Here is a 16,337-nt window from a genome sequence, read left to right on the forward strand (position 1 = left end):
GTAATGCCGGCGCTAACGATACAGGCTAAAGTTTGGCCGTTAGGCTAAACTTTAGGTCCACAACACTAAACCTATAAGTTGGGGAAATATAATGTTCCAGCAAGAAGTTACTATTACCGCTCCGAACGGTCTGCATACCCGCCCTGCTGCTCAGTTTGTTAAAGAAGCGAAAGGCTTCACTTCTGAGATCACTGTTACCTCCAACGGCAAAAGCGCCAGCGCCAAAAGCCTGTTCAAACTGCAAACTCTGGGTCTGACTCAGGGTACCGTTGTGACTCTTTCTGCCGAAGGCGAAGATGAGCAAAAAGCAGTTGAGCATCTGGTTAAACTGATGGCTGAACTCGAGTAAGTTCACGGGTTCTTTTTAATATCAGTCACAAGTAAGGTAGGGTTATGATTTCAGGCATTTTAGCATCCCCGGGTATCGCTTTTGGCAAGGCACTCCTGCTGAAAGAAGATGAAGTAGTCATCGACCGGAAGAAAATTTCTGCCGATAAGGTTGATCAGGAAGTTGAACGTTTTCTGAGCGGCCGCACCAAGGCCTCCGCCCAGCTGGAGGTCATCAAAACCAAAGCTGGTGAAACTTTCGGTGAAGAAAAAGAAGCCATCTTCGAAGGGCACATCATGCTGCTGGAAGATGAGGAGCTTGAGCAGGAAATCATAGCCCTGATTAAAGATAAGCACATGACTGCCGATGCGGCAGCCAATGAAGTTATCGAAGGTCAGGCGACTGCACTGGAAGAACTGGATGACGAATACCTGAAAGAGCGTGCCGCTGACGTACGCGATATCGGTAAGCGCCTGCTGCGCAACATCCTCGGCCTGGCCATCATCGATCTGAGCGCGATTCAGGATGAAGTTATCCTGGTTGCCGCTGACCTCACCCCGTCTGAAACCGCACAGCTGAACCTGAACAAGGTGCTGGGTTTCATCACCGACGCGGGCGGCCGTACTTCCCACACCTCTATCATGGCGCGTTCCCTTGAACTTCCAGCCATCGTGGGCACCGGTAGCGTTACCGCTCAGGTGAAAAACGGCGATTATCTGATCCTCGACGCGGTGAATAACCAGGTTCTGGTTAACCCAACAAACGAACAAATCGAAGAACTGCGTAATCTGCAGGCTCAGGTTGCTGAAGAGAAAGCGGAACTGGCTAAACTGAAAGACCTGCCGGCAATTACGCTGGACGGCCATCAGGTTGAAGTCTGCGCTAACATCGGCACCGTCCGTGACGTCGAAGGCGCTGAGCGCAACGGCGCGGAAGGCGTAGGTTTGTATCGTACTGAATTCCTGTTCATGGACCGCGACTCGCTGCCGACTGAAGAAGAACAGTTTGCAGCTTACAAAGCGGTTGCTGAAGCGTGCGGCTCTCAGGCCGTTATCGTCCGTACCATGGATATCGGCGGCGACAAAGAGCTGCCGTACATGAACTTCCCGAAAGAAGAGAACCCGTTCCTCGGCTGGCGTGCTATCCGTATCGCAATGGATCGTAAAGAGATCCTGCGTGACCAGGTACGCGCCATCCTGCGTGCTTCAGCTTTCGGTAAACTGCGCATTATGTTCCCGATGATCATCTCTGTTGAAGAAGTTCGCGCGCTGCGCAAAGAGATCGAGATCTACAAACAGGAACTGCGTGACGAAGGTAAAGCTTTTGATGAAGCCATTGAAATTGGCGTAATGGTAGAAACCCCTGCCGCCGCGACAATCGCTCGTCACTTAGCCAAAGAAGTTGATTTCTTTAGTATCGGTACCAATGATTTAACGCAGTATACTCTGGCAGTTGACCGTGGTAATGATATGATTTCACATCTTTACCAGCCAATGTCACCGTCCGTCCTGACGCTGATTAAGCAAGTTATTGATGCTTCTCATGCTGAAGGTAAATGGACTGGCATGTGTGGTGAGCTTGCGGGCGATGAACGTGCTACACTTCTGTTGCTGGGTATGGGGCTGGACGAATTCTCTATGAGCGCCATTTCCATCCCGCGCATCAAGAAGATTATTCGTAACACGAACTTCGAAGATGCGAAAGTATTAGCAGAGCAGGCTCTTGCTCAACCGACAACGGACGAGTTAATGACGCTGGTTAACAAGTTCATTGAAGAAAAAACAATCTGCTAATCCACGAGATGCGCGGCCCAAATTACTGCTTAGGAGAAGATCATGGGTTTGTTCGATAAATTGAAATCTCTGGTTTCTGATGACAAAAAAGACACCGGAACTATTGAGATTGTTGCCCCGCTCTCTGGCGAGATCGTCAACATCGAAGACGTGCCGGATGTCGTTTTTGCGGAAAAAATTGTGGGTGATGGCATTGCCATCAAACCTACTGGCAACAAAATGGTTGCGCCGGTAGATGGCACCATCGGTAAAATTTTTGAAACCAATCATGCGTTCTCTATCGAATCTGATAGCGGCATTGAGCTGTTCGTTCACTTCGGTATTGATACCGTTGAACTGAAAGGCGAAGGTTTCAAACGTATCGCTGAAGAAGGCCAGCGTGTGAAAGTCGGCGACCCGGTTATCGAATTCGATCTGCCGCTGCTGGAAGAAAAAGCCAAGTCTACCCTGACTCCGGTTGTTATCTCCAACATGGACGAGATCAAAGAGCTGATCAAACTGTCCGGTAGCGTAACCGTGGGTGAAACCCCGGTTATCCGCATCAAGAAGTAATTCATGCCGCAGAAGAATGGCGCCTCTAAGGGCGCCATTTTTTTATATCGTCGCTTTAAACGGTCGATAGCATTTCTCCCTCGACAACACCTTCATGCCCTCCGGGGAGCTTTCCAGAATCCGCTTCTCGCTGTCAGAGACCAGCAAATCACACTGATATCCGCCAACCGCCCCAAACAGCGAGCTGACTTCGCAGGCATCTTCCAGCGCCTCACTGCCTGAGGTATCAAAATGTCCAACAACTCTTCCCAGCTGACGAACCACTAAACGGTAGCTCTTCATACTCCCTCCTCTGGCGGTGGAAGAATTAACTCATCACAACCCTGCTCATCAGTCCAGGTCATCACCGTCAGTACCCGCTGCGCAGCGGCACGCGCGGCATCGCTCAGCGGCATCCCGCAAACTAAACCGCTAACCAGCTCGGCGCAAAAAAGGTCTCCCGTGCCCTTCAGGTCTGTTTCAACACGCGGATGTTCCACCATCTCAACTGACTCTGCGCTAACCACCAACACGTTGATCGAGGAGTTATCAATTCCCGGCGCGCTGGTAATCACTACCCATTTCAGCGAATCAGATAGCAGGCTGCGTGCAGCGATAATCGCCTCCTGCTGATTGTGGCAAGGCAGGCCGCTTAGCGTCTCCAGCTCAAACAGGTTAGGCGTGATAACCTGCGCCAGTGGCAGCAGATGGATGCGATATGCTTCGGGAATCTCCGCCTTGACGTAGATGCCGCTATCCACATCGCCAATGACCGGGTCGACCAGAATGCAAAGATCTGGATGATGCTCGCGGATGCGGCACAACCATTGCGCTAACCGTTCAATCTGCACCGCACTGCCCATATAGCCAGTGGTGACCGCTCGCAGTTCGCGCAGAGCATCACGCTCTTCCAGCGCCTTTAAATACCCGACAAACCACTCTTCCGGAATAACGCCGCCATAGTACGTATCATAATGCGGGGTATTGCTGAACAGCACCGTCGGCACCGCCATCACCCGCAGGCCGTGCTGCTTTATCGCCGGTATCGCAATGCTATTTCCGACGCTGCCGTAGACCACTTGCGATTGCACGGCCACAATATCGACCTGTAGCGCCCGACTTTTATCGTTGAAGAGCACCGATTGTATTTCGTCTTGCTGACCCATCCTTTCTCCTCCCGCTGGACAGCGGGTCATACTCTGATTATCATTCGTCCTATGCTAAAATTCATTTTGTCATAGGTCAATAATGTTTGTCGGAAAAACCGCTAGTGAGATCTTCGATAACGTCCGCCATCTGGTACAAAGCGGCGTATTAAAACCAGGCGATGTTCTGCCGCCGGTTCGCGAGCTGGCTACCAATCTCTCGGTTAACCGCAACACCGTCGCTTCAGCCTATAAGCGGTTAGTCACCTCCGGATTAGCCATCAGCCAGGGGCGTAATGGTACGGTCATCAAGACATACAATACTCTCCCCGAGCTTGAAGGGGGCGATCCCTCTTCGCCGTTGAAAGATATTTCCAGCGGCAATCCTGACCCTAATCGTCTGGCCGACATTAAACGCTACTTCAGCGCTATCGCAGTCACCCCACGTCTGTACGGCGATGCGGCAGTTGAACCGCAGCTTGCCGCCTGGGCCCGCACCTGGGTGAATAAAGACTTGGGCATAGACGCCGAGATTAACCTCGCCAGCGGCGCTATCGATGCGCTTGAGCGTCTGCTTTGCGCCCTGCTGTTGCCCGGCGATAGCGTGGCTATCGAAGACCCCTGCTTTCTCAGCAGTATCAACATGCTGCGCTATGCCGGTTTTAACCCTTCGCCAGTGCCGGTGGATGGTGAAGGGGTGCAGCCCGCAGCGCTTGAAGAAGCGCTACGCAACGGCGCGCGCGCGCTCATTATTACCCCCCGCGCGCACAACCCCACTGGCTGTAGCCTCAGCGAAACACGCGCCCGGGCGATACGTGAAATACTAGCCCGCTACCCGCAGGTTCTGGTGATTGTCGATGATCATTTTGCGCTGCTGTCCGCTACGCCATGGTACTCCCCGCTGGCCGCTGAAACTCAGCGCTGGGCGCTGGTACGGTCGCTGTCAAAAACGCTGGGACCGGATATGCGCCTGGCCATTGTCGCCAGCGATCCAGACACATCGGCGGCGCTGCGTCTGCGCCTGAACTCCGGCAGCCAATGGGTCAGCCATCTGCTGCAGGATCTGGTGCTGGCCTGCCTGAATGATAGCGCCTTTATGGCATCTTTAACGCAGAGCCAACGCCACTATCGCCAACAACATGAAAAACTGGTCACCGCGCTCTCTCAGCGTGGACTCACCCATTTTACGCCTGGAGACGGTCTTAACTTTTGGCTTCCCCTGGAGAAACCCAGCCAGCCGATTGCCCTACGTCTGGCGCACGCGGGTTGGCTGGTTCGCGAAGGAGAAACGTTCGGTGTTGGCGCACCGTCGCACGGACTCCGCCTTTCGCTCGCCACACTGAACGATGATGAAATCAATAAACTCGCCGATGATTTATGCCAGGTATTACAACAACATTGACAGGAGTTAACGCTATGCAGATCCACTTTATTGTCCATGAAGTCTTTGAAGCGCCGGGAGCGTATCTGCATTGGGCGCAGGCGCGCGGTTACGCTACCAGTTGGTCACGCGTTTACGCGGGTGATGCACTGCCAGAAAATGCGGATGACTTTGATATGCTGGTTGTGCTGGGCGGCCCGCAATCGCCGCGCACGACGCTATCTGAATGCCCTTATTTTGATACCCACGCCGAGCAGCGCTTAATCGCCCAGGCGATTGCTGCCGGGCGAACGGTCATTGGCATTTGCCTCGGCTCGCAACTGATTGGCGAAGCGCTGGGCGCGCCGGTGATGCAAAGCCCGGAAAAAGAGATTGGTCATTATCCGCTAACGCTAACCACTGCGGGCCTGCAGGATAGCAAACTCTCCCACTTTGGCCCTTCACTGGTGGTTGGCCACTGGCATAATGACATGCCGGGACTGACCCCGGAAGCGGAAGTGATGGCCTCCAGCGAAGGCTGCCCGCGGCAGATAGTGAAATATCGCGACCGGGTATATGGTTTCCAATGCCATATGGAATTTGATGCTGAGGTCATTGAACTGCTGATTGCTCATTCGCAGCCAGAGCTCAGCGCCGCCAGAGGCAGACGTTTCATCCGCAGCGAACAAGAAATGCGCGGCTGGGACTACCGTGAGATGAATCAGAAACTGTGGACGTTTCTCGACAAACTGACGATGAATTAACCAAAAGCGATCGTTTTTCTTAAAGCTAAATCCCCTCACTGCGGAAAGAGTAAACTTTATCGCGAACAAACCACTATGGAAGGGACTCAAGATGAAGAATATTCTCTGCGCGGTGATGGCATTATTTCTTACACTTCCCGCCTTTGCCAAACTCAACGCTTATCAAGAAGCGCGCATTAACGCGATGCTCGACGCCCTGGCGCAAAAGAAAGATCTGATCTTCGTGCGCAACGGTGATGCCCATACCTGCGAGGAAGCAGTCTCACACCTGCGGCTAAAATTAGGCAATACCCGAAATCGCATCAATACCGCCGAGCAATTTATTGATAAGGTAGCATCATCGTCGTCTATTACTGGGAAGCCCTATATCGTCAGGATCCCTGGAAAAAGCGACGAAAACGCGCAGCCGTACCTGCACACCCTGATCGCTGAGACGGATAAAACGGTCACGGCGGAAAATCAATAGCTCACAAAAAGGGCCATCAGAGATGCATAATCCCAACCCGCAGTTAAAAGCCGCCATTGAAGCCTGCGATCGCGCCATCTCGCAGGAGGATTACGCCAGCCTGATGGAGTATTACGCCGAAGACGCCGCGCTGGTGGTTAAGCCGGGAATGGTAGTCAGGGGCAAAGAGAATATCCGCAAAGCGTTTATCGCCATCGCCGATTATTTTCAGCACCGGCTGGTGGTGACGCAGGGGAAGATGGAGATTATTGAAGGCGGCGGCAATGCGCTGGTGATTATGGAAACCCGGCTGGATATCCCGACGGCGGAAGGCGGCACGACACAGGTCACGCGGCGCGCAACCTATGTCTTTCGCCAGCAGGGTGAGCGCTGGCTATGTACCGTAGATAACTCCTACGGTACTGACCTGCTCGACGCTCCCGAGGTTTAAATCCCCGCGCCCTGGGCGAAGTGCTCTTCGCCAAAGACCCCAGTAGAGAGGTAGCGATCGCCCCGATCGCAGACGATCGCCACCACTACCGAGCCAGGGTTTTCACGAGCAATACGTAATGCGCCAGCCACCGCACCGCCTGAACTGACGCCGCAGAAAATACCTTCCCGTACCGCCAGCATTCGCATGATGTTTTCCGCATCCTGCTGATGAATATCCAGAACTTCATCCACCAGCTGTGCGTTAAAAATGCCCGGCATATATTCGGCTGGCCAGCGGCGAATCCCCGGAATACTGCTTCCCTCTTCTGGTTGCAGCCCGACAATGCTCACCGCTTTATCCTGCTCGCGCAGAAAGCGTGAAACGCCGGTAATGGTCCCGGTTGTGCCCATACTGGAGACAAAATGGGTGATTCGTCCATCAGTCTGCTGCCAGATCTCCGGCCCGGTGGTGGTGTAGTGCGCGTAAGGGTTATCCGGATTATTGAACTGATCCAAAAGCTTACCTTCGCCGCGTTGGGCCATTTCCAGCGCCAGATCGCGCGCCCCTTCCATGCCCTGCTCTTTGGTGACCAGAATCAGCTCAGCGCCGTAGGCGCGCATAGCGGCACGACGCTCCTGACTCATGTTATCCGGCATCAGCAACTTCATCTGATAGCCTTTGAGCGCAGCAATCATTGCCAGCGCGATGCCGGTATTGCCGCTGGTCGCTTCAATCAGCACATCGCCGGGCTTAATCTCGCCGCGCTTTTCGGCTTCAACAATCATCGACAGCGCCGCGCGATCTTTCACCGACCCCGCAGGGTTGTTCCCTTCCAGCTTGACCCAGATTTCGCTGCCGTTGTCAGGCGCAAGGCGTTGTAATTTCACCAGAGGCGTATTGCCAATTGTTTGTTCTAATGTATTCACGGTTTTTGCCCAATAAAAAGGCCGGGTGAGAGTTTACCCGGCCTGCAAACGTCCCCGGATGGCGACGCATTGCGTCTAACCCGGGCTACCAAATCCTGCCGTTGCGAAAACGGCGATAAACTTGCGGATTAAGCTATCAGGCCGATTCAGCCAGAGCAAGCTCCCCGCGTGGCTCGATACGTTCATTGCCGTTGTACAGGCGTGCATTTTGCAAGCCGACAAACAGGCGCTCCCCGCGATACGGCGCATCTTCTCCCTGCAATACCACGGTCAACGGTTCGTCATACCACCCAAGGGGCTGAACAACTAATTGGGTGTAGTGCCCTTTGGGGCTGGCTTCCAGTACCTGTACCGGCAGCGGCGAATCAAGGCTGGTGCGACGGCTGATATCCACTTCCCACGGACGCAGGAACAGATCGACCGGCCCCTGGTATGCCGGGGTATAGCCCAGCGGCCAACGATGCGCGCCGACGTGGAACTGACCGCCGCGAATGGTGCCTTTCAGGCGGTTAACTTCGCCCATAAACTCCAGCACAAAGCGGGTGGCAGGCTCACGCCACACCAGGTCAGGCGCATCGGCCTGTTCGATATTGCCCTGGCTCATCACTACCACACGATCCGCCACTTCAGTGGCTTCTTCCTGATCGTGGGTCACAAATACGCTGGTAAATTTCAGCTCTTCATGCAGCTGACGTAGCCAGCGCCGCAGTTCTTTACGCACCTGAGCATCCAGCGCACCGAAAGGTTCATCCAGCAGCAGGATTTGCGGTTCAACCGCCAGCGCACGAGCCAAAGCCACGCGCTGCTTTTGCCCGCCGGAGAGCTGGGCCGGATAGCGATCGGCCAGATGCGCCAGCTGCACCATTTCCAGCAGTTTGGTCACTTTTGCTTTAATACCGGCAGCATTCGGACGTTCACGCTTAGGCAGCACCGTCAGGCCAAAAGCAATGTTGTCGAACACCGTCATATGGCGAAACAGCGCGTAGTGCTGGAACACGAATCCAACTTTGCGATCGCGCGCATGCACACGGCTCACATCGGTGCCGTGAAAACGGATATGCCCGCTGGACTGATTCTCCAGCCCGGCAATAATACGCAGCAGCGTAGTTTTCCCGGAGCCGGACGGCCCCAGCAGCGCAACCATCTGTCCGGAGGGGATATCCAGTGAGATATCATTCAGCACCTGGGTGCGACCAAAAGACTTCTTAATATTGGCAATCTCAATGCTCATGATTTCCCTCCAGTTGCGCGCGTTTTTCCTGATTGGCCAAACGCCATTGCACCATACTCTTCAAAAACAAGGTCAAAATAGCCATTAATGTCAGCAGGGCGGCGGCAGTAAACGAACCGACGGTATTATAGTCCTGCTCAAGTAATTCAATTTGCAGCGGCAGCGATAAGGTTTCGCCGCGAATCGAGCCGGAAACCACCGACACGGCGCCGAATTCACCGATGGCGCGGGCGTTAGTCAGCACCACGCCGTAAAGCAGCGCCCAGCGGATGTTCGGCAGCGTAACCCGGCGGAACATCTGCCAGCCTGAAGCGCCGAGCAAAATCGCCGCTTCATCTTCATTACTGCCTTGACTCATCATTACCGGCACCAGCTCGCGAACCACGAACGGACAGGTCACAAAGATGGTCGCCAGCACCATGCCCGGCCAGGCGAACATGATCTGCAGGTTGTGCTCATCGAGCCAACCGCCCAGCGGGCCGTTAGAACCGTAAAACAGCAAATAAACCAGCCCCGCCACCACTGGCGAGACGGCAAACGGGATATCCAGCAGCGTCAGCAGCAGCTGGCGGCCCGGAAAAGTAAAGCGCGTCACCAGCCAGGCAAGCAGCACACCGAACACCAGGTTCACCGGCACGGTAATCAAAGCAATCATCACCGTCAGCCAGATAGCATGCAGCATGTCCGGGTCGGCAAGGTTTTGCAGCACTGGCATCAGACCTTTGCTAAAGGCCTGCACGAAGATATAGACCATCGGCACAATCAGAATGAAAGCAGAAACCAGCATTCCGGTACCAATCAGAAACCATTTTCCCCAGTTAATGCGGGGCGCGTCATAACGCTTCAATTGAGCAACGATCGCCATTAGTGACCTACCACACGTCGACCAAAGCGACTTTGCAGGGTGTTAATTGAGAACAGCAGTAGTAACGATGCCGCGAGGATCACCGAAGCAATCGCGCTGGCGGCAGGGTAATCAAACTCCTGCAAACGAACGAAAATCATCAGCGAGGTCACTTCCGTTTTCCACGCGATATTACCGGCGATAAAAATCACCGCACCGAACTCGCCGAGGCTACGGGTAAACGACAACGCAATCCCAGCCAGCAGCGCCGGAGACAGCTCCGGCAACACCACTTTGCGAAAGCTCTGCAGACGCGTCGCGCCCAGCGTTTCCGCAGCTTCTTCATACTCCGGACCCAGCTCTTCGAGCACTGGCTGCACCGTACGCACCACAAACGGGATGCTGGTAAAGGCCATCGCTACTGCGATACCCAGCCAGGTATAAGTCACTTTGATATCAAACTTCGCCAGCCACTCGCCGTAAAAACCGTTGACCGAGAATAGCGACGCCAGCGTCAGGCCCGCTACCGCCGTCGGCAGGGCAAACGGCAGATCCATCAACGCATCCAGCAGCGTACGGCCCGGAAAACGGTAGCGCGTAAGGATCCATGCCATCAGCAAACCGAATACGCCGTTGAAAATCGACGCCACGAAGGCCGACAGCAGGGTGACTTTATAGGCCGCCACCACCTGAGGATTAGTGACCACATCCCAGTACTGAGCCCAGGTCATCTCAGAGAGCTGCATCACCAGCGCGCTCAACGGCAGCAGCAGAATCAAGCAAACAAACAGCAGACTGGTGCCGAGGCTCAGGGTAAAGCCCGGCAGCACGCGCTTTGATGCAACAGCAAACATTACTTACGCCCCGCAGCCAACAGTTTGTCCAGCTCACCGCCGCTGACAAAGTGTGTTTTCATCACTTCCGGCCATGATCCAAACTGGTCTTCCACGCGGAAGAGTTCAGTCTGCGGGAATTTATCTTTCAATCCATCCATCACTTTCGGGTTGTTCACGCGATAGTAATAGTCGGTAATAATTGTCTGCGCTTGTGGGCTGTAGAGCCATGTCAGATAGGCCTTCGCCGCCTTTTCCGTACCGTTGGCTTTGACATTTTTATCCACCCAGGCCACCGGGAATTCAGCCAGGATATTGGTTTTAGGAATAACCACCTCGAATCCCTGATCTTCGTACTGTTTGCGGATGTTATTCACTTCCGATTCAAAACTAATCAGTACATCGCCCAACCCGCGTTCCGCAAAGGTGGTAGTAGCACCGCGACCACCGGTATCAAACACTTCGACGTTCTTCAGAAATTGGGTCATAAACTGCTCGGTTTTGGCTTTATCGCCACCGTCAGCTTTATCCGCGGCGCCCCACGCGGCTAAATAGGTATAACGCGCGTTGCCTGAGGTTTTCGGGTTCGGGAAAATCAGTTTCACATCGGAGCGCACCAGGTCATTCCAGTCGTGAATATTTTTCGGATTGCCTTTGCGCACCAGGAATCCCATGGTGGAGTAAAACGGCGAGCTGTTATTCGGCAAACGGCTTTGCCAGTCGGCCGGAATCAGCTTGCCTTTGTCGTGCAAGATCTGCACGTCGGTCACCTGGTTATAGGTCACCACGTCGGCCTTCAGGCCTTGCAGAATCGCCAGCGCCTGTTTTGATGACCCGGCATGAGATTGTTTAATCGTCAGCTTGTCGCCGCCATTATCTTTCGCCCACTGCTGTTCAAACGGCGGGTTAAGGGCGGCAAACAGCTCGCGGGAAACATCGTAGGAACTGTTCAGCAGTTCCGTCGCCTGCGCCTGCGCAACTAACAGCACAGAAGCTGCCAGAGCCAGATATCCTTTTTTCAGTGTTTTAACGGCCATTGCGCACCCTTATCAATTTGATGACTTTCTGGTGATCATCATATTTATAACGGTGATGAAAGGAGTAACGGTTTTATATACCGTTTGGCGATTTGGAAGTCGAAAAGAGAATAAGTAAATAGAATTGCTTTGCCAGATGGCAGAAAACAGGCCTCTCTTACGGATGAAGGAGAGGCCTTTACGCTTACAGCGCCTGAATACGCTCCAGCGACGGCGCGAAGTAGTACCCGCCGGTCACCGGTTTAGTAAAGCGCAGCATCGCATCGCGCTTACCATCGGTATCGCCGAACATACTCAGCAACTGCTGCTCAATATTGTACAGGCGCGCGCAGTAGGCACAGAAGTAGAGACCATGAACGCCGCTGGCGGTGCCGTACGGCAGGCTCTGGCGCACAATCTTCAGCCCTTTACCATCTTCCTTCAGATCCACGCGGCTCAGGTGGGAGGTTTCCGGACGATCGTCGCCGTCAATCTCTTCATTGGCTTCTTTGGTACGACCAATCATCATTTCCTGATCAGGAACGCTCATGCGGTTAAGCTGTTTGAGGTTATGCTCCCAGCGCTGAACGAAAACGTAGCTGCCGCCTGCATCAACGCCATCTTTGATAACGGCGACTTCACGGCGCGTCTCTTCACCCGCCGGGTTTTCGGTGCCATCAACAAAGCCGCTCAGGTCGCGCTCTTCAATCCAGCGGAAGCCGTGAATCTCTTCTTTAACTTCAATGATGTTACCAAACGCAGCCATTGCCGCCTGGGCAACAGAGAAGTTCACCTCATGCTGCGCGGACAAAATGTGGATCAGCACATCATACTGAGTTGATGGCGCCAGACCTTTACCATAGACCGGGAAGTCTTTTAACTCTTCCGCGCCCACGCCGCCGCTCAGTTGACGCCAGACGTTATGGCCAAAAGCAACCACCGCCCCTAGCTTAGCATCCGGATATTTCGCCTCAAAAGTAGCTAATTTATCGGCAAAAACCTTGCTGGCTTCACGCAGTGCATCAACGTCGCCTTTAACATTCGCTTCAATCCAAATCGCCGCACGGCAATGTTCCGGCAAAATGCCGCTCTGAACCTGAGACATCGCTCCTCCTGAAATTATACAGCCACAACGCTGTGGCATTTTTAAGGCGCTATTGTACTCGTTTTTTCAGAACGTCGAGTCACTTCAGATCAAATTAGCGACGCCAGATAATCTCGCTCACAGGCCAGCTCTTCAGCGTGTCGTCAGAAGGCATCAGCTCTTCAGGCCCGCTCCAGTTGCCAGTGAATACATAGCTGATGTGCTGGCTGCCTTCGGCTTTACATTCCACAACCGTGCCGTTGTCATGATGGCCTTTCTGACAGTTGCCGAAAGCTTTACTGTAGATGTCGCTAAACGGCGTGCCAACTTTCACGCCGCTGGCGGCTTCGATATTGCTATCGCGCACGTCGATACGGCTGATGGTGCCGCTCTCACCGTTGATGGTTAGCGCGACCTTGTCATCTTTTAACGCTTCGAAATAGCGCACGATGTTGCCGTTGGCGGTTTTCATACCGCTGCGCAGGCGATAGTTGCTGCCAATCGCATCGCTGATGGCCTGCTCGCTCATCGGCGTCGCGGCGGTCAGATTGCCCACGCCCTGCTCGGTAACCTCCGTTGAGGAACCAAACCAGTTCCACGGATAGGCAGCTGACCAGTTGACCGCGCTCATTGTTGAGCAACCGGTTAAGACCAGCGGTAATGCGCAGAGAAGTAAACGTCGCGATTTCATGACTCAGTCCTTTCTTATTAATTCAACGCATGTTGGAGTACACGATCGGCAAAAAGTGCCCTTAAAGCTGTTCGTCACGAAAACAGGCTTTCAGTCGACGGCTGCTCAACAGCCACCAGAGCGCGTAAAGATCCGCCGCCAAAAGGGCGATGGTCAACGCCGAAGGTGATTCACCGCTCAGCCACAGTAACGGCTGCCAGACCAACAGCAATACTTGCGAGAAGACCAGCAGCCAGCGCATCAGCGGCCAAAGCCGAGGAAATTTTTGACGGTGTCCGCTGACGACAAACGCCAGCACTGCCGGAATACCGGGCAGCAACCCCAGCCAAAAATTGTCATGATTCGGATAAAACAGATTCAGCAACGCATCGCCCTGTTGGCGCGACGCGCCTGCCATCAGAAATAGCACCCACGTCCGCGCCTGCAACAGCAGCACGCACCAAAAAAGGAACGGCAAACGCAGGCGACCATGGCTATCAAAATCGGAGGGGATAAATTCAGTATTCTTCATCTTCAATTAAGCGTTTACCGAGGCACAGCACGTCCGAATGCTCATAGCCGAGCCGCTCGTACATCCCCTGAACCACGTCGTTATCTTCACGTATCATAATGTTGATTTTTGGACAGCCGCGGGCAATCAGCTTTTTCTCCAGCCGGTTAAGCAACGCATTCGCAATGCCGCGACCACGGTATTCAGGGTGCACGCCAAGGTAATAAGCCGACCCGCGATGGCCGTCGTAACCCCCCATTACCGTGCCGACAACTTCGCCATTAACCTCAGCAACCAGGAACAAGCTGGCATCGTGGTTCAGCTTACGTTCAATATCCATTTCCGGATCGTTCCATGGCCGCAGGAGATCGCAACGCTCCCACAAGGTAATCACCTCTTCAAAATCTTGCTGGCGAAAAACGCGTATCTCCATGGTATTGCCCACCATTAACGGTTAAAAACAGTGATTATGGCGCGATTGCGCTCGATAGCCAATATCAGGCGCAATGAGCCGCAAAAAATGGCATAATGTGACTTTGTCATGTATTGAAATGAAAAGTAAAACAATTCTTATTTTGAATGGTCGTATCAGAAAACACGATACGATATAACATTGGTTACCACTTGTTTGCAATTCAGGCCGAATGAGCACTTTTAAACCCTTAAAAATACTTTCTTCGCGCCGCCAGGTGCTGAAAGCCGGGCTGGCAGCAATCACCCTTTCAGGGATCGCCTCACAGGCCAGCGCGAAAGAACAACCGTTAAAAACATCTAACGGTCACAGCAAACCCGCCGCGAAGAAAAAAGGCGCTAAACGCGTCGTGATGCTCGACCCGGGCCATGGCGGTATTGATACCGGCGCTATTGGCCATAACGGCTCAAAAGAGAAACACGTCGTGCTGGCTATCGCTAAAAACGTGCGCAGCATTCTGCGCAGCAACGGCATTGATGCGCGGCTGACGCGCAGCGGGGATACTTTTATTCCGCTGTACGATCGCGTGGAGATAGCTCACCAGCACGGTGCCGACCTCTTCATGTCGATTCACGCCGACGGTTTCACCAACCCGAGCGCAGCCGGGGCCTCCGTATTCGCCCTTTCCAACCGCGGCGCCAGTAGCGCCATGGCAAAATACCTCTCCGATCGTGAAAACCGTGCGGATGAGGTCGCTGGCAAGAAAGCGACGGATAAAGACCACCTATTACAGCAAGTGCTGTTTGACCTGGTACAAACTGATACCATCAAAAACAGCTTGACGCTCGGCTCGCATATTCTGAAAAAGATCAAGCCGGTGCATAAGCTGCACAGCCGCAATACTGAACAGGCGGCGTTCGTGGTGCTAAAGTCGCCATCGATTCCTTCGGTGCTAGTAGAGACGTCGTTTATTACCAATCCAAACGAAGAAAAACTGCTCGGCACCACCGCGTTCCGGCAGAAAATCGCCACGGCGATTGCTAACGGCATTATTAGTTATTTCCACTGGTTCGATAACCAGAAAGCCCATTCGACGAGACGTTAATGAAACCCGACGCGCAGCAGGTAAAAGCATTCCTTCTTCAGTTGCAGGATACTATCTGCCAAAAGCTGAGCGCCGTTGACGGCAGCGATTTCGTTGAGGATAGCTGGCAGCGGGATGCCGGCGGCGGCGGACGCAGCCGGGTGCTGCGCGATGGCGGAATCTTTGAGCAGGCAGGCGTGAACTTTTCTCACGTACACGGCGATGCGATGCCGGCTTCTGCTACCGCTCACCGCCCTGAGCTAGCGGGACGCAGCTTCGAAGCCATGGGCGTGTCGCTGGTGGTGCATCCGCGCAGTCCGTACATTCCCACCAGCCATGCCAACGTGCGCTTTTTTATTGCGGAAAAACCGGGCGCTGACCCAGTGTGGTGGTTCGGCGGCGGCTTCGATTTAACCCCCTATTACGGTTTTGAAGAAGATGCCGTTCACTGGCATCGTACCGCCCGTGATTTATGCTACCCCTTCGGCGAAGAGGTTTATCCACACTATAAAAAGTGGTGCGACGACTACTTCTTCCTCAAACATCGTAACGAGCAGCGCGGTATCGGCGGGCTGTTTTTCGATGATTTGAATACCCCGAATTTCGACCATTGTTTCGACTTTATGCAGGCGGTTGGCAACGGCTATACCGACGCATATTTACCGATTGTCGAGCGACGTAAAGAGATGCTCTGGGGCCAGCGCGAGCGCGATTTTCAACTCTACCGTCGCGGGCGCTACGTAGAGTTCAATCTGGTGTGGGATCGCGGAACCCTGTTCGGCCTGCAAACAGGCGGACGCACCGAATCCATCCTGATGTCGATGCCTCCGCTGGTCCGCTGGGAATATGATTATCAGCCAGAAGCGGGCAGCCCGGAGGCGGCGCTAGGCGAATTTATTCAGGTTCGCGACTGGCTATAAGCGCCCC

20 protein-coding genes are annotated in these 16,337 nt (G+C 53.8%); 9 read left to right on the forward strand and 11 right to left on the reverse strand.

All coding sequences use genetic code 11. From position 1 onward, the window contains the following. Positions 1 to 91: 91 nt before the first annotated feature. The 3 genes from ptsH to crr are packed head-to-tail and all read left to right on the forward strand — an operon-like array spanning position 92 to position 2,673. Positions 92 to 349: a phosphocarrier protein Hpr gene (ptsH, locus tag QVF11_RS20435; RefSeq protein ID WP_002913505.1), complete on the forward strand. Its 258-nt coding sequence runs from the start codon at positions 92 to 94 to the stop codon at positions 347 to 349. A gap of 44 nt (positions 350 to 393) precedes the next feature. Further along, positions 394 to 2,121, forward strand: a complete 1,728-nt coding sequence (gene ptsI / locus QVF11_RS20440) for a phosphoenolpyruvate-protein phosphotransferase PtsI (protein WP_112212912.1) — start codon at positions 394 to 396, stop codon at positions 2,119 to 2,121. A gap of 42 nt (positions 2,122 to 2,163) precedes the next feature. Further along, complete coding sequence (gene crr, locus QVF11_RS20445; protein WP_000522253.1) at positions 2,164 to 2,673, forward strand: PTS glucose transporter subunit IIA; 510 nt, start codon at positions 2,164 to 2,166, stop codon at positions 2,671 to 2,673. A gap of 42 nt (positions 2,674 to 2,715) precedes the next feature. Here crr and QVF11_RS20450 read toward each other — a convergent pair whose 3' ends face one another. Then, the gene (locus QVF11_RS20450; RefSeq protein WP_112212911.1) at positions 2,716 to 2,955 is read right to left on the reverse strand and encodes a cytoplasmic protein; all 240 of its coding nucleotides are present in this window, start codon (positions 2,953 to 2,955) and stop codon (positions 2,716 to 2,718) included. Then, positions 2,952 to 3,818, reverse strand: coding sequence for a pyridoxine/pyridoxal/pyridoxamine kinase (gene pdxK, locus QVF11_RS20455; protein WP_287858931.1), 867 nt, complete (start codon positions 3,816 to 3,818; stop codon positions 2,952 to 2,954). Before pdxK ends, QVF11_RS20450 begins: the two co-directional genes overlap by 4 nt. Positions 3,819 to 3,900: 82 nt before the next feature. Here pdxK and ptsJ point away from each other — a divergent pair, with 82 nt between their 5' ends. The 4 genes from ptsJ to QVF11_RS20475 all read left to right on the forward strand — a co-directional run bounded on the left by ptsJ (position 3,901) and on the right by QVF11_RS20475 (position 6,817). Next, positions 3,901 to 5,199, forward strand: a complete 1,299-nt coding sequence (gene ptsJ, locus QVF11_RS20460) for a MocR-like B6 salvage transcription factor PtsJ (protein ID WP_287858932.1) — start codon at positions 3,901 to 3,903, stop codon at positions 5,197 to 5,199. 14 nt (positions 5,200 to 5,213) lie between these two features. Next, on the forward strand, positions 5,214 to 5,921 hold the full coding sequence (locus tag QVF11_RS20465; RefSeq protein ID WP_112212908.1) for a type 1 glutamine amidotransferase: 708 nt from the start codon (positions 5,214 to 5,216) through the stop codon (positions 5,919 to 5,921). Positions 5,922 to 6,012: 91 nt separating this feature from the next. Beyond that, a complete protein-coding gene (locus tag QVF11_RS20470) occupies positions 6,013 to 6,387 on the forward strand; it encodes a YfeK family protein (RefSeq protein WP_112212907.1) in 375 nt (124 codons plus the stop codon). Between the two features lie 22 nt (positions 6,388 to 6,409). Further along, entirely contained in the window at positions 6,410 to 6,817 is a 408-nt protein-coding gene (locus QVF11_RS20475) for a YybH family protein (protein WP_112212906.1), read from the forward strand. On the opposite strand, the gene cysM is transcribed toward QVF11_RS20475, so the two are convergent. From cysM to QVF11_RS20520, 9 genes are all read right to left on the reverse strand, one after another. Further along, on the reverse strand, positions 6,814 to 7,725 hold the full coding sequence (gene cysM, locus QVF11_RS20480) for a cysteine synthase CysM (protein WP_110272192.1): 912 nt from the start codon (positions 7,723 to 7,725) through the stop codon (positions 6,814 to 6,816). The genes QVF11_RS20475 and cysM overlap by 4 nt on opposite strands. 136 nt (positions 7,726 to 7,861) lie before the next feature. Further along, complete coding sequence (gene cysA / locus QVF11_RS20485) at positions 7,862 to 8,956, reverse strand: sulfate/thiosulfate ABC transporter ATP-binding protein CysA (RefSeq protein WP_110272191.1); 1,095 nt, start codon at positions 8,954 to 8,956, stop codon at positions 7,862 to 7,864. Then, the gene (gene cysW, locus QVF11_RS20490) at positions 8,946 to 9,821 is read right to left on the reverse strand and encodes a sulfate/thiosulfate ABC transporter permease CysW (protein WP_112212905.1); all 876 of its coding nucleotides are present in this window, start codon (positions 9,819 to 9,821) and stop codon (positions 8,946 to 8,948) included. The genes cysA and cysW overlap by 11 nt, the downstream gene beginning before the upstream one ends. Beyond that, positions 9,821 to 10,654: a sulfate/thiosulfate ABC transporter permease CysT gene (gene cysT, locus QVF11_RS20495; protein WP_110272189.1), complete on the reverse strand. Its 834-nt coding sequence runs from the start codon at positions 10,652 to 10,654 to the stop codon at positions 9,821 to 9,823. Before cysT ends, cysW begins: the two co-directional genes overlap by 1 nt. Beyond that, positions 10,654 to 11,670: a thiosulfate/sulfate ABC transporter substrate-binding protein CysP gene (cysP, locus tag QVF11_RS20500; protein ID WP_287858936.1), complete on the reverse strand. Its 1,017-nt coding sequence runs from the start codon at positions 11,668 to 11,670 to the stop codon at positions 10,654 to 10,656. Before cysP ends, cysT begins: the two co-directional genes overlap by 1 nt. Before the next feature lie 184 nt (positions 11,671 to 11,854). Continuing rightward, positions 11,855 to 12,754, reverse strand: coding sequence for a Dyp-type peroxidase (locus QVF11_RS20505; RefSeq protein ID WP_110272187.1), 900 nt, complete (start codon positions 12,752 to 12,754; stop codon positions 11,855 to 11,857). A 94-nt stretch (positions 12,755 to 12,848) separates the two neighbouring features. Continuing rightward, entirely contained in the window at positions 12,849 to 13,424 is a 576-nt protein-coding gene (locus tag QVF11_RS20510; RefSeq protein WP_112212903.1) for an RpoE-regulated lipoprotein, read from the reverse strand. A gap of 61 nt (positions 13,425 to 13,485) precedes the next feature. After that, positions 13,486 to 13,935, reverse strand: a complete 450-nt coding sequence (locus QVF11_RS20515; protein WP_142513052.1) for a DUF2919 domain-containing protein — start codon at positions 13,933 to 13,935, stop codon at positions 13,486 to 13,488. Then, positions 13,922 to 14,347 carry a GNAT family acetyltransferase gene (locus QVF11_RS20520; protein ID WP_004104360.1) on the reverse strand — a complete coding sequence of 142 codons (426 nt, stop codon included), beginning with the start codon at positions 14,345 to 14,347 and terminating at the stop codon, positions 13,922 to 13,924. Before QVF11_RS20520 ends, QVF11_RS20515 begins: the two co-directional genes overlap by 14 nt. 211 nt (positions 14,348 to 14,558) lie before the next feature. Here QVF11_RS20520 and amiA point away from each other — a divergent pair, with 211 nt between their 5' ends. Further along, the gene (gene amiA, locus QVF11_RS20525; protein WP_110272183.1) at positions 14,559 to 15,431 is read left to right on the forward strand and encodes an N-acetylmuramoyl-L-alanine amidase AmiA; all 873 of its coding nucleotides are present in this window, start codon (positions 14,559 to 14,561) and stop codon (positions 15,429 to 15,431) included. After that, positions 15,431 to 16,330 carry an oxygen-dependent coproporphyrinogen oxidase gene (hemF, locus tag QVF11_RS20530; protein ID WP_287858938.1) on the forward strand — a complete coding sequence of 300 codons (900 nt, stop codon included), beginning with the start codon at positions 15,431 to 15,433 and terminating at the stop codon, positions 16,328 to 16,330. Before amiA ends, hemF begins: the two co-directional genes overlap by 1 nt. Positions 16,331 to 16,337 lie beyond the last annotated feature (7 nt).

The sequence above is a fragment of the Klebsiella sp. genome (assembly GCF_027492335.1).
In the GTDB taxonomy this organism is placed as follows: domain Bacteria; phylum Pseudomonadota; class Gammaproteobacteria; order Enterobacterales; family Enterobacteriaceae; genus Klebsiella; species Klebsiella huaxiensis.

Excerpts from the sequence above, each read along its gene's own strand:
- ptsH (WP_002913505.1), top strand. The coding sequence starts at position 92 with ATGTTCCAGCAAGAAGTTACTATTACCGCTCCGAACGGTCTGCATACC.
- ptsI (WP_112212912.1), top strand. The coding sequence starts at position 394 with ATGATTTCAGGCATTTTAGCATCCCCGGGTATCGCTTTTGGCAAGGCA.
- crr (WP_000522253.1), top strand. The coding sequence starts at position 2,164 with ATGGGTTTGTTCGATAAATTGAAATCTCTGGTTTCTGATGACAAAAAA.
- QVF11_RS20450 (WP_112212911.1), bottom strand. The coding sequence starts at position 2,955 with ATGAAGAGCTACCGTTTAGTGGTTCGTCAGCTGGGAAGAGTTGTTGGA.
- pdxK (WP_287858931.1), bottom strand. The coding sequence starts at position 3,818 with ATGGGTCAGCAAGACGAAATACAATCGGTGCTCTTCAACGATAAAAGT.
- ptsJ (WP_287858932.1), top strand. The coding sequence starts at position 3,901 with ATGTTTGTCGGAAAAACCGCTAGTGAGATCTTCGATAACGTCCGCCAT.
- QVF11_RS20465 (WP_112212908.1), top strand. The coding sequence starts at position 5,214 with ATGCAGATCCACTTTATTGTCCATGAAGTCTTTGAAGCGCCGGGAGCG.
- QVF11_RS20470 (WP_112212907.1), top strand. The coding sequence starts at position 6,013 with ATGAAGAATATTCTCTGCGCGGTGATGGCATTATTTCTTACACTTCCC.
- QVF11_RS20475 (WP_112212906.1), top strand. The coding sequence starts at position 6,410 with ATGCATAATCCCAACCCGCAGTTAAAAGCCGCCATTGAAGCCTGCGAT.
- cysA (WP_110272191.1), bottom strand. The coding sequence starts at position 8,956 with ATGAGCATTGAGATTGCCAATATTAAGAAGTCTTTTGGTCGCACCCAG.
- cysW (WP_112212905.1), bottom strand. The coding sequence starts at position 9,821 with ATGGCGATCGTTGCTCAATTGAAGCGTTATGACGCGCCCCGCATTAAC.
- cysT (WP_110272189.1), bottom strand. The coding sequence starts at position 10,654 with ATGTTTGCTGTTGCATCAAAGCGCGTGCTGCCGGGCTTTACCCTGAGC.
- cysP (WP_287858936.1), bottom strand. The coding sequence starts at position 11,670 with ATGGCCGTTAAAACACTGAAAAAAGGATATCTGGCTCTGGCAGCTTCT.
- QVF11_RS20505 (WP_110272187.1), bottom strand. The coding sequence starts at position 12,754 with ATGTCTCAGGTTCAGAGCGGCATTTTGCCGGAACATTGCCGTGCGGCG.
- QVF11_RS20510 (WP_112212903.1), bottom strand. The coding sequence starts at position 13,424 with ATGAAATCGCGACGTTTACTTCTCTGCGCATTACCGCTGGTCTTAACC.
- QVF11_RS20515 (WP_142513052.1), bottom strand. The coding sequence starts at position 13,935 with ATGAAGAATACTGAATTTATCCCCTCCGATTTTGATAGCCATGGTCGC.
- QVF11_RS20520 (WP_004104360.1), bottom strand. The coding sequence starts at position 14,347 with ATGGAGATACGCGTTTTTCGCCAGCAAGATTTTGAAGAGGTGATTACC.
- amiA (WP_110272183.1), top strand. The coding sequence starts at position 14,559 with ATGAGCACTTTTAAACCCTTAAAAATACTTTCTTCGCGCCGCCAGGTG.
- hemF (WP_287858938.1), top strand. The coding sequence starts at position 15,431 with ATGAAACCCGACGCGCAGCAGGTAAAAGCATTCCTTCTTCAGTTGCAG.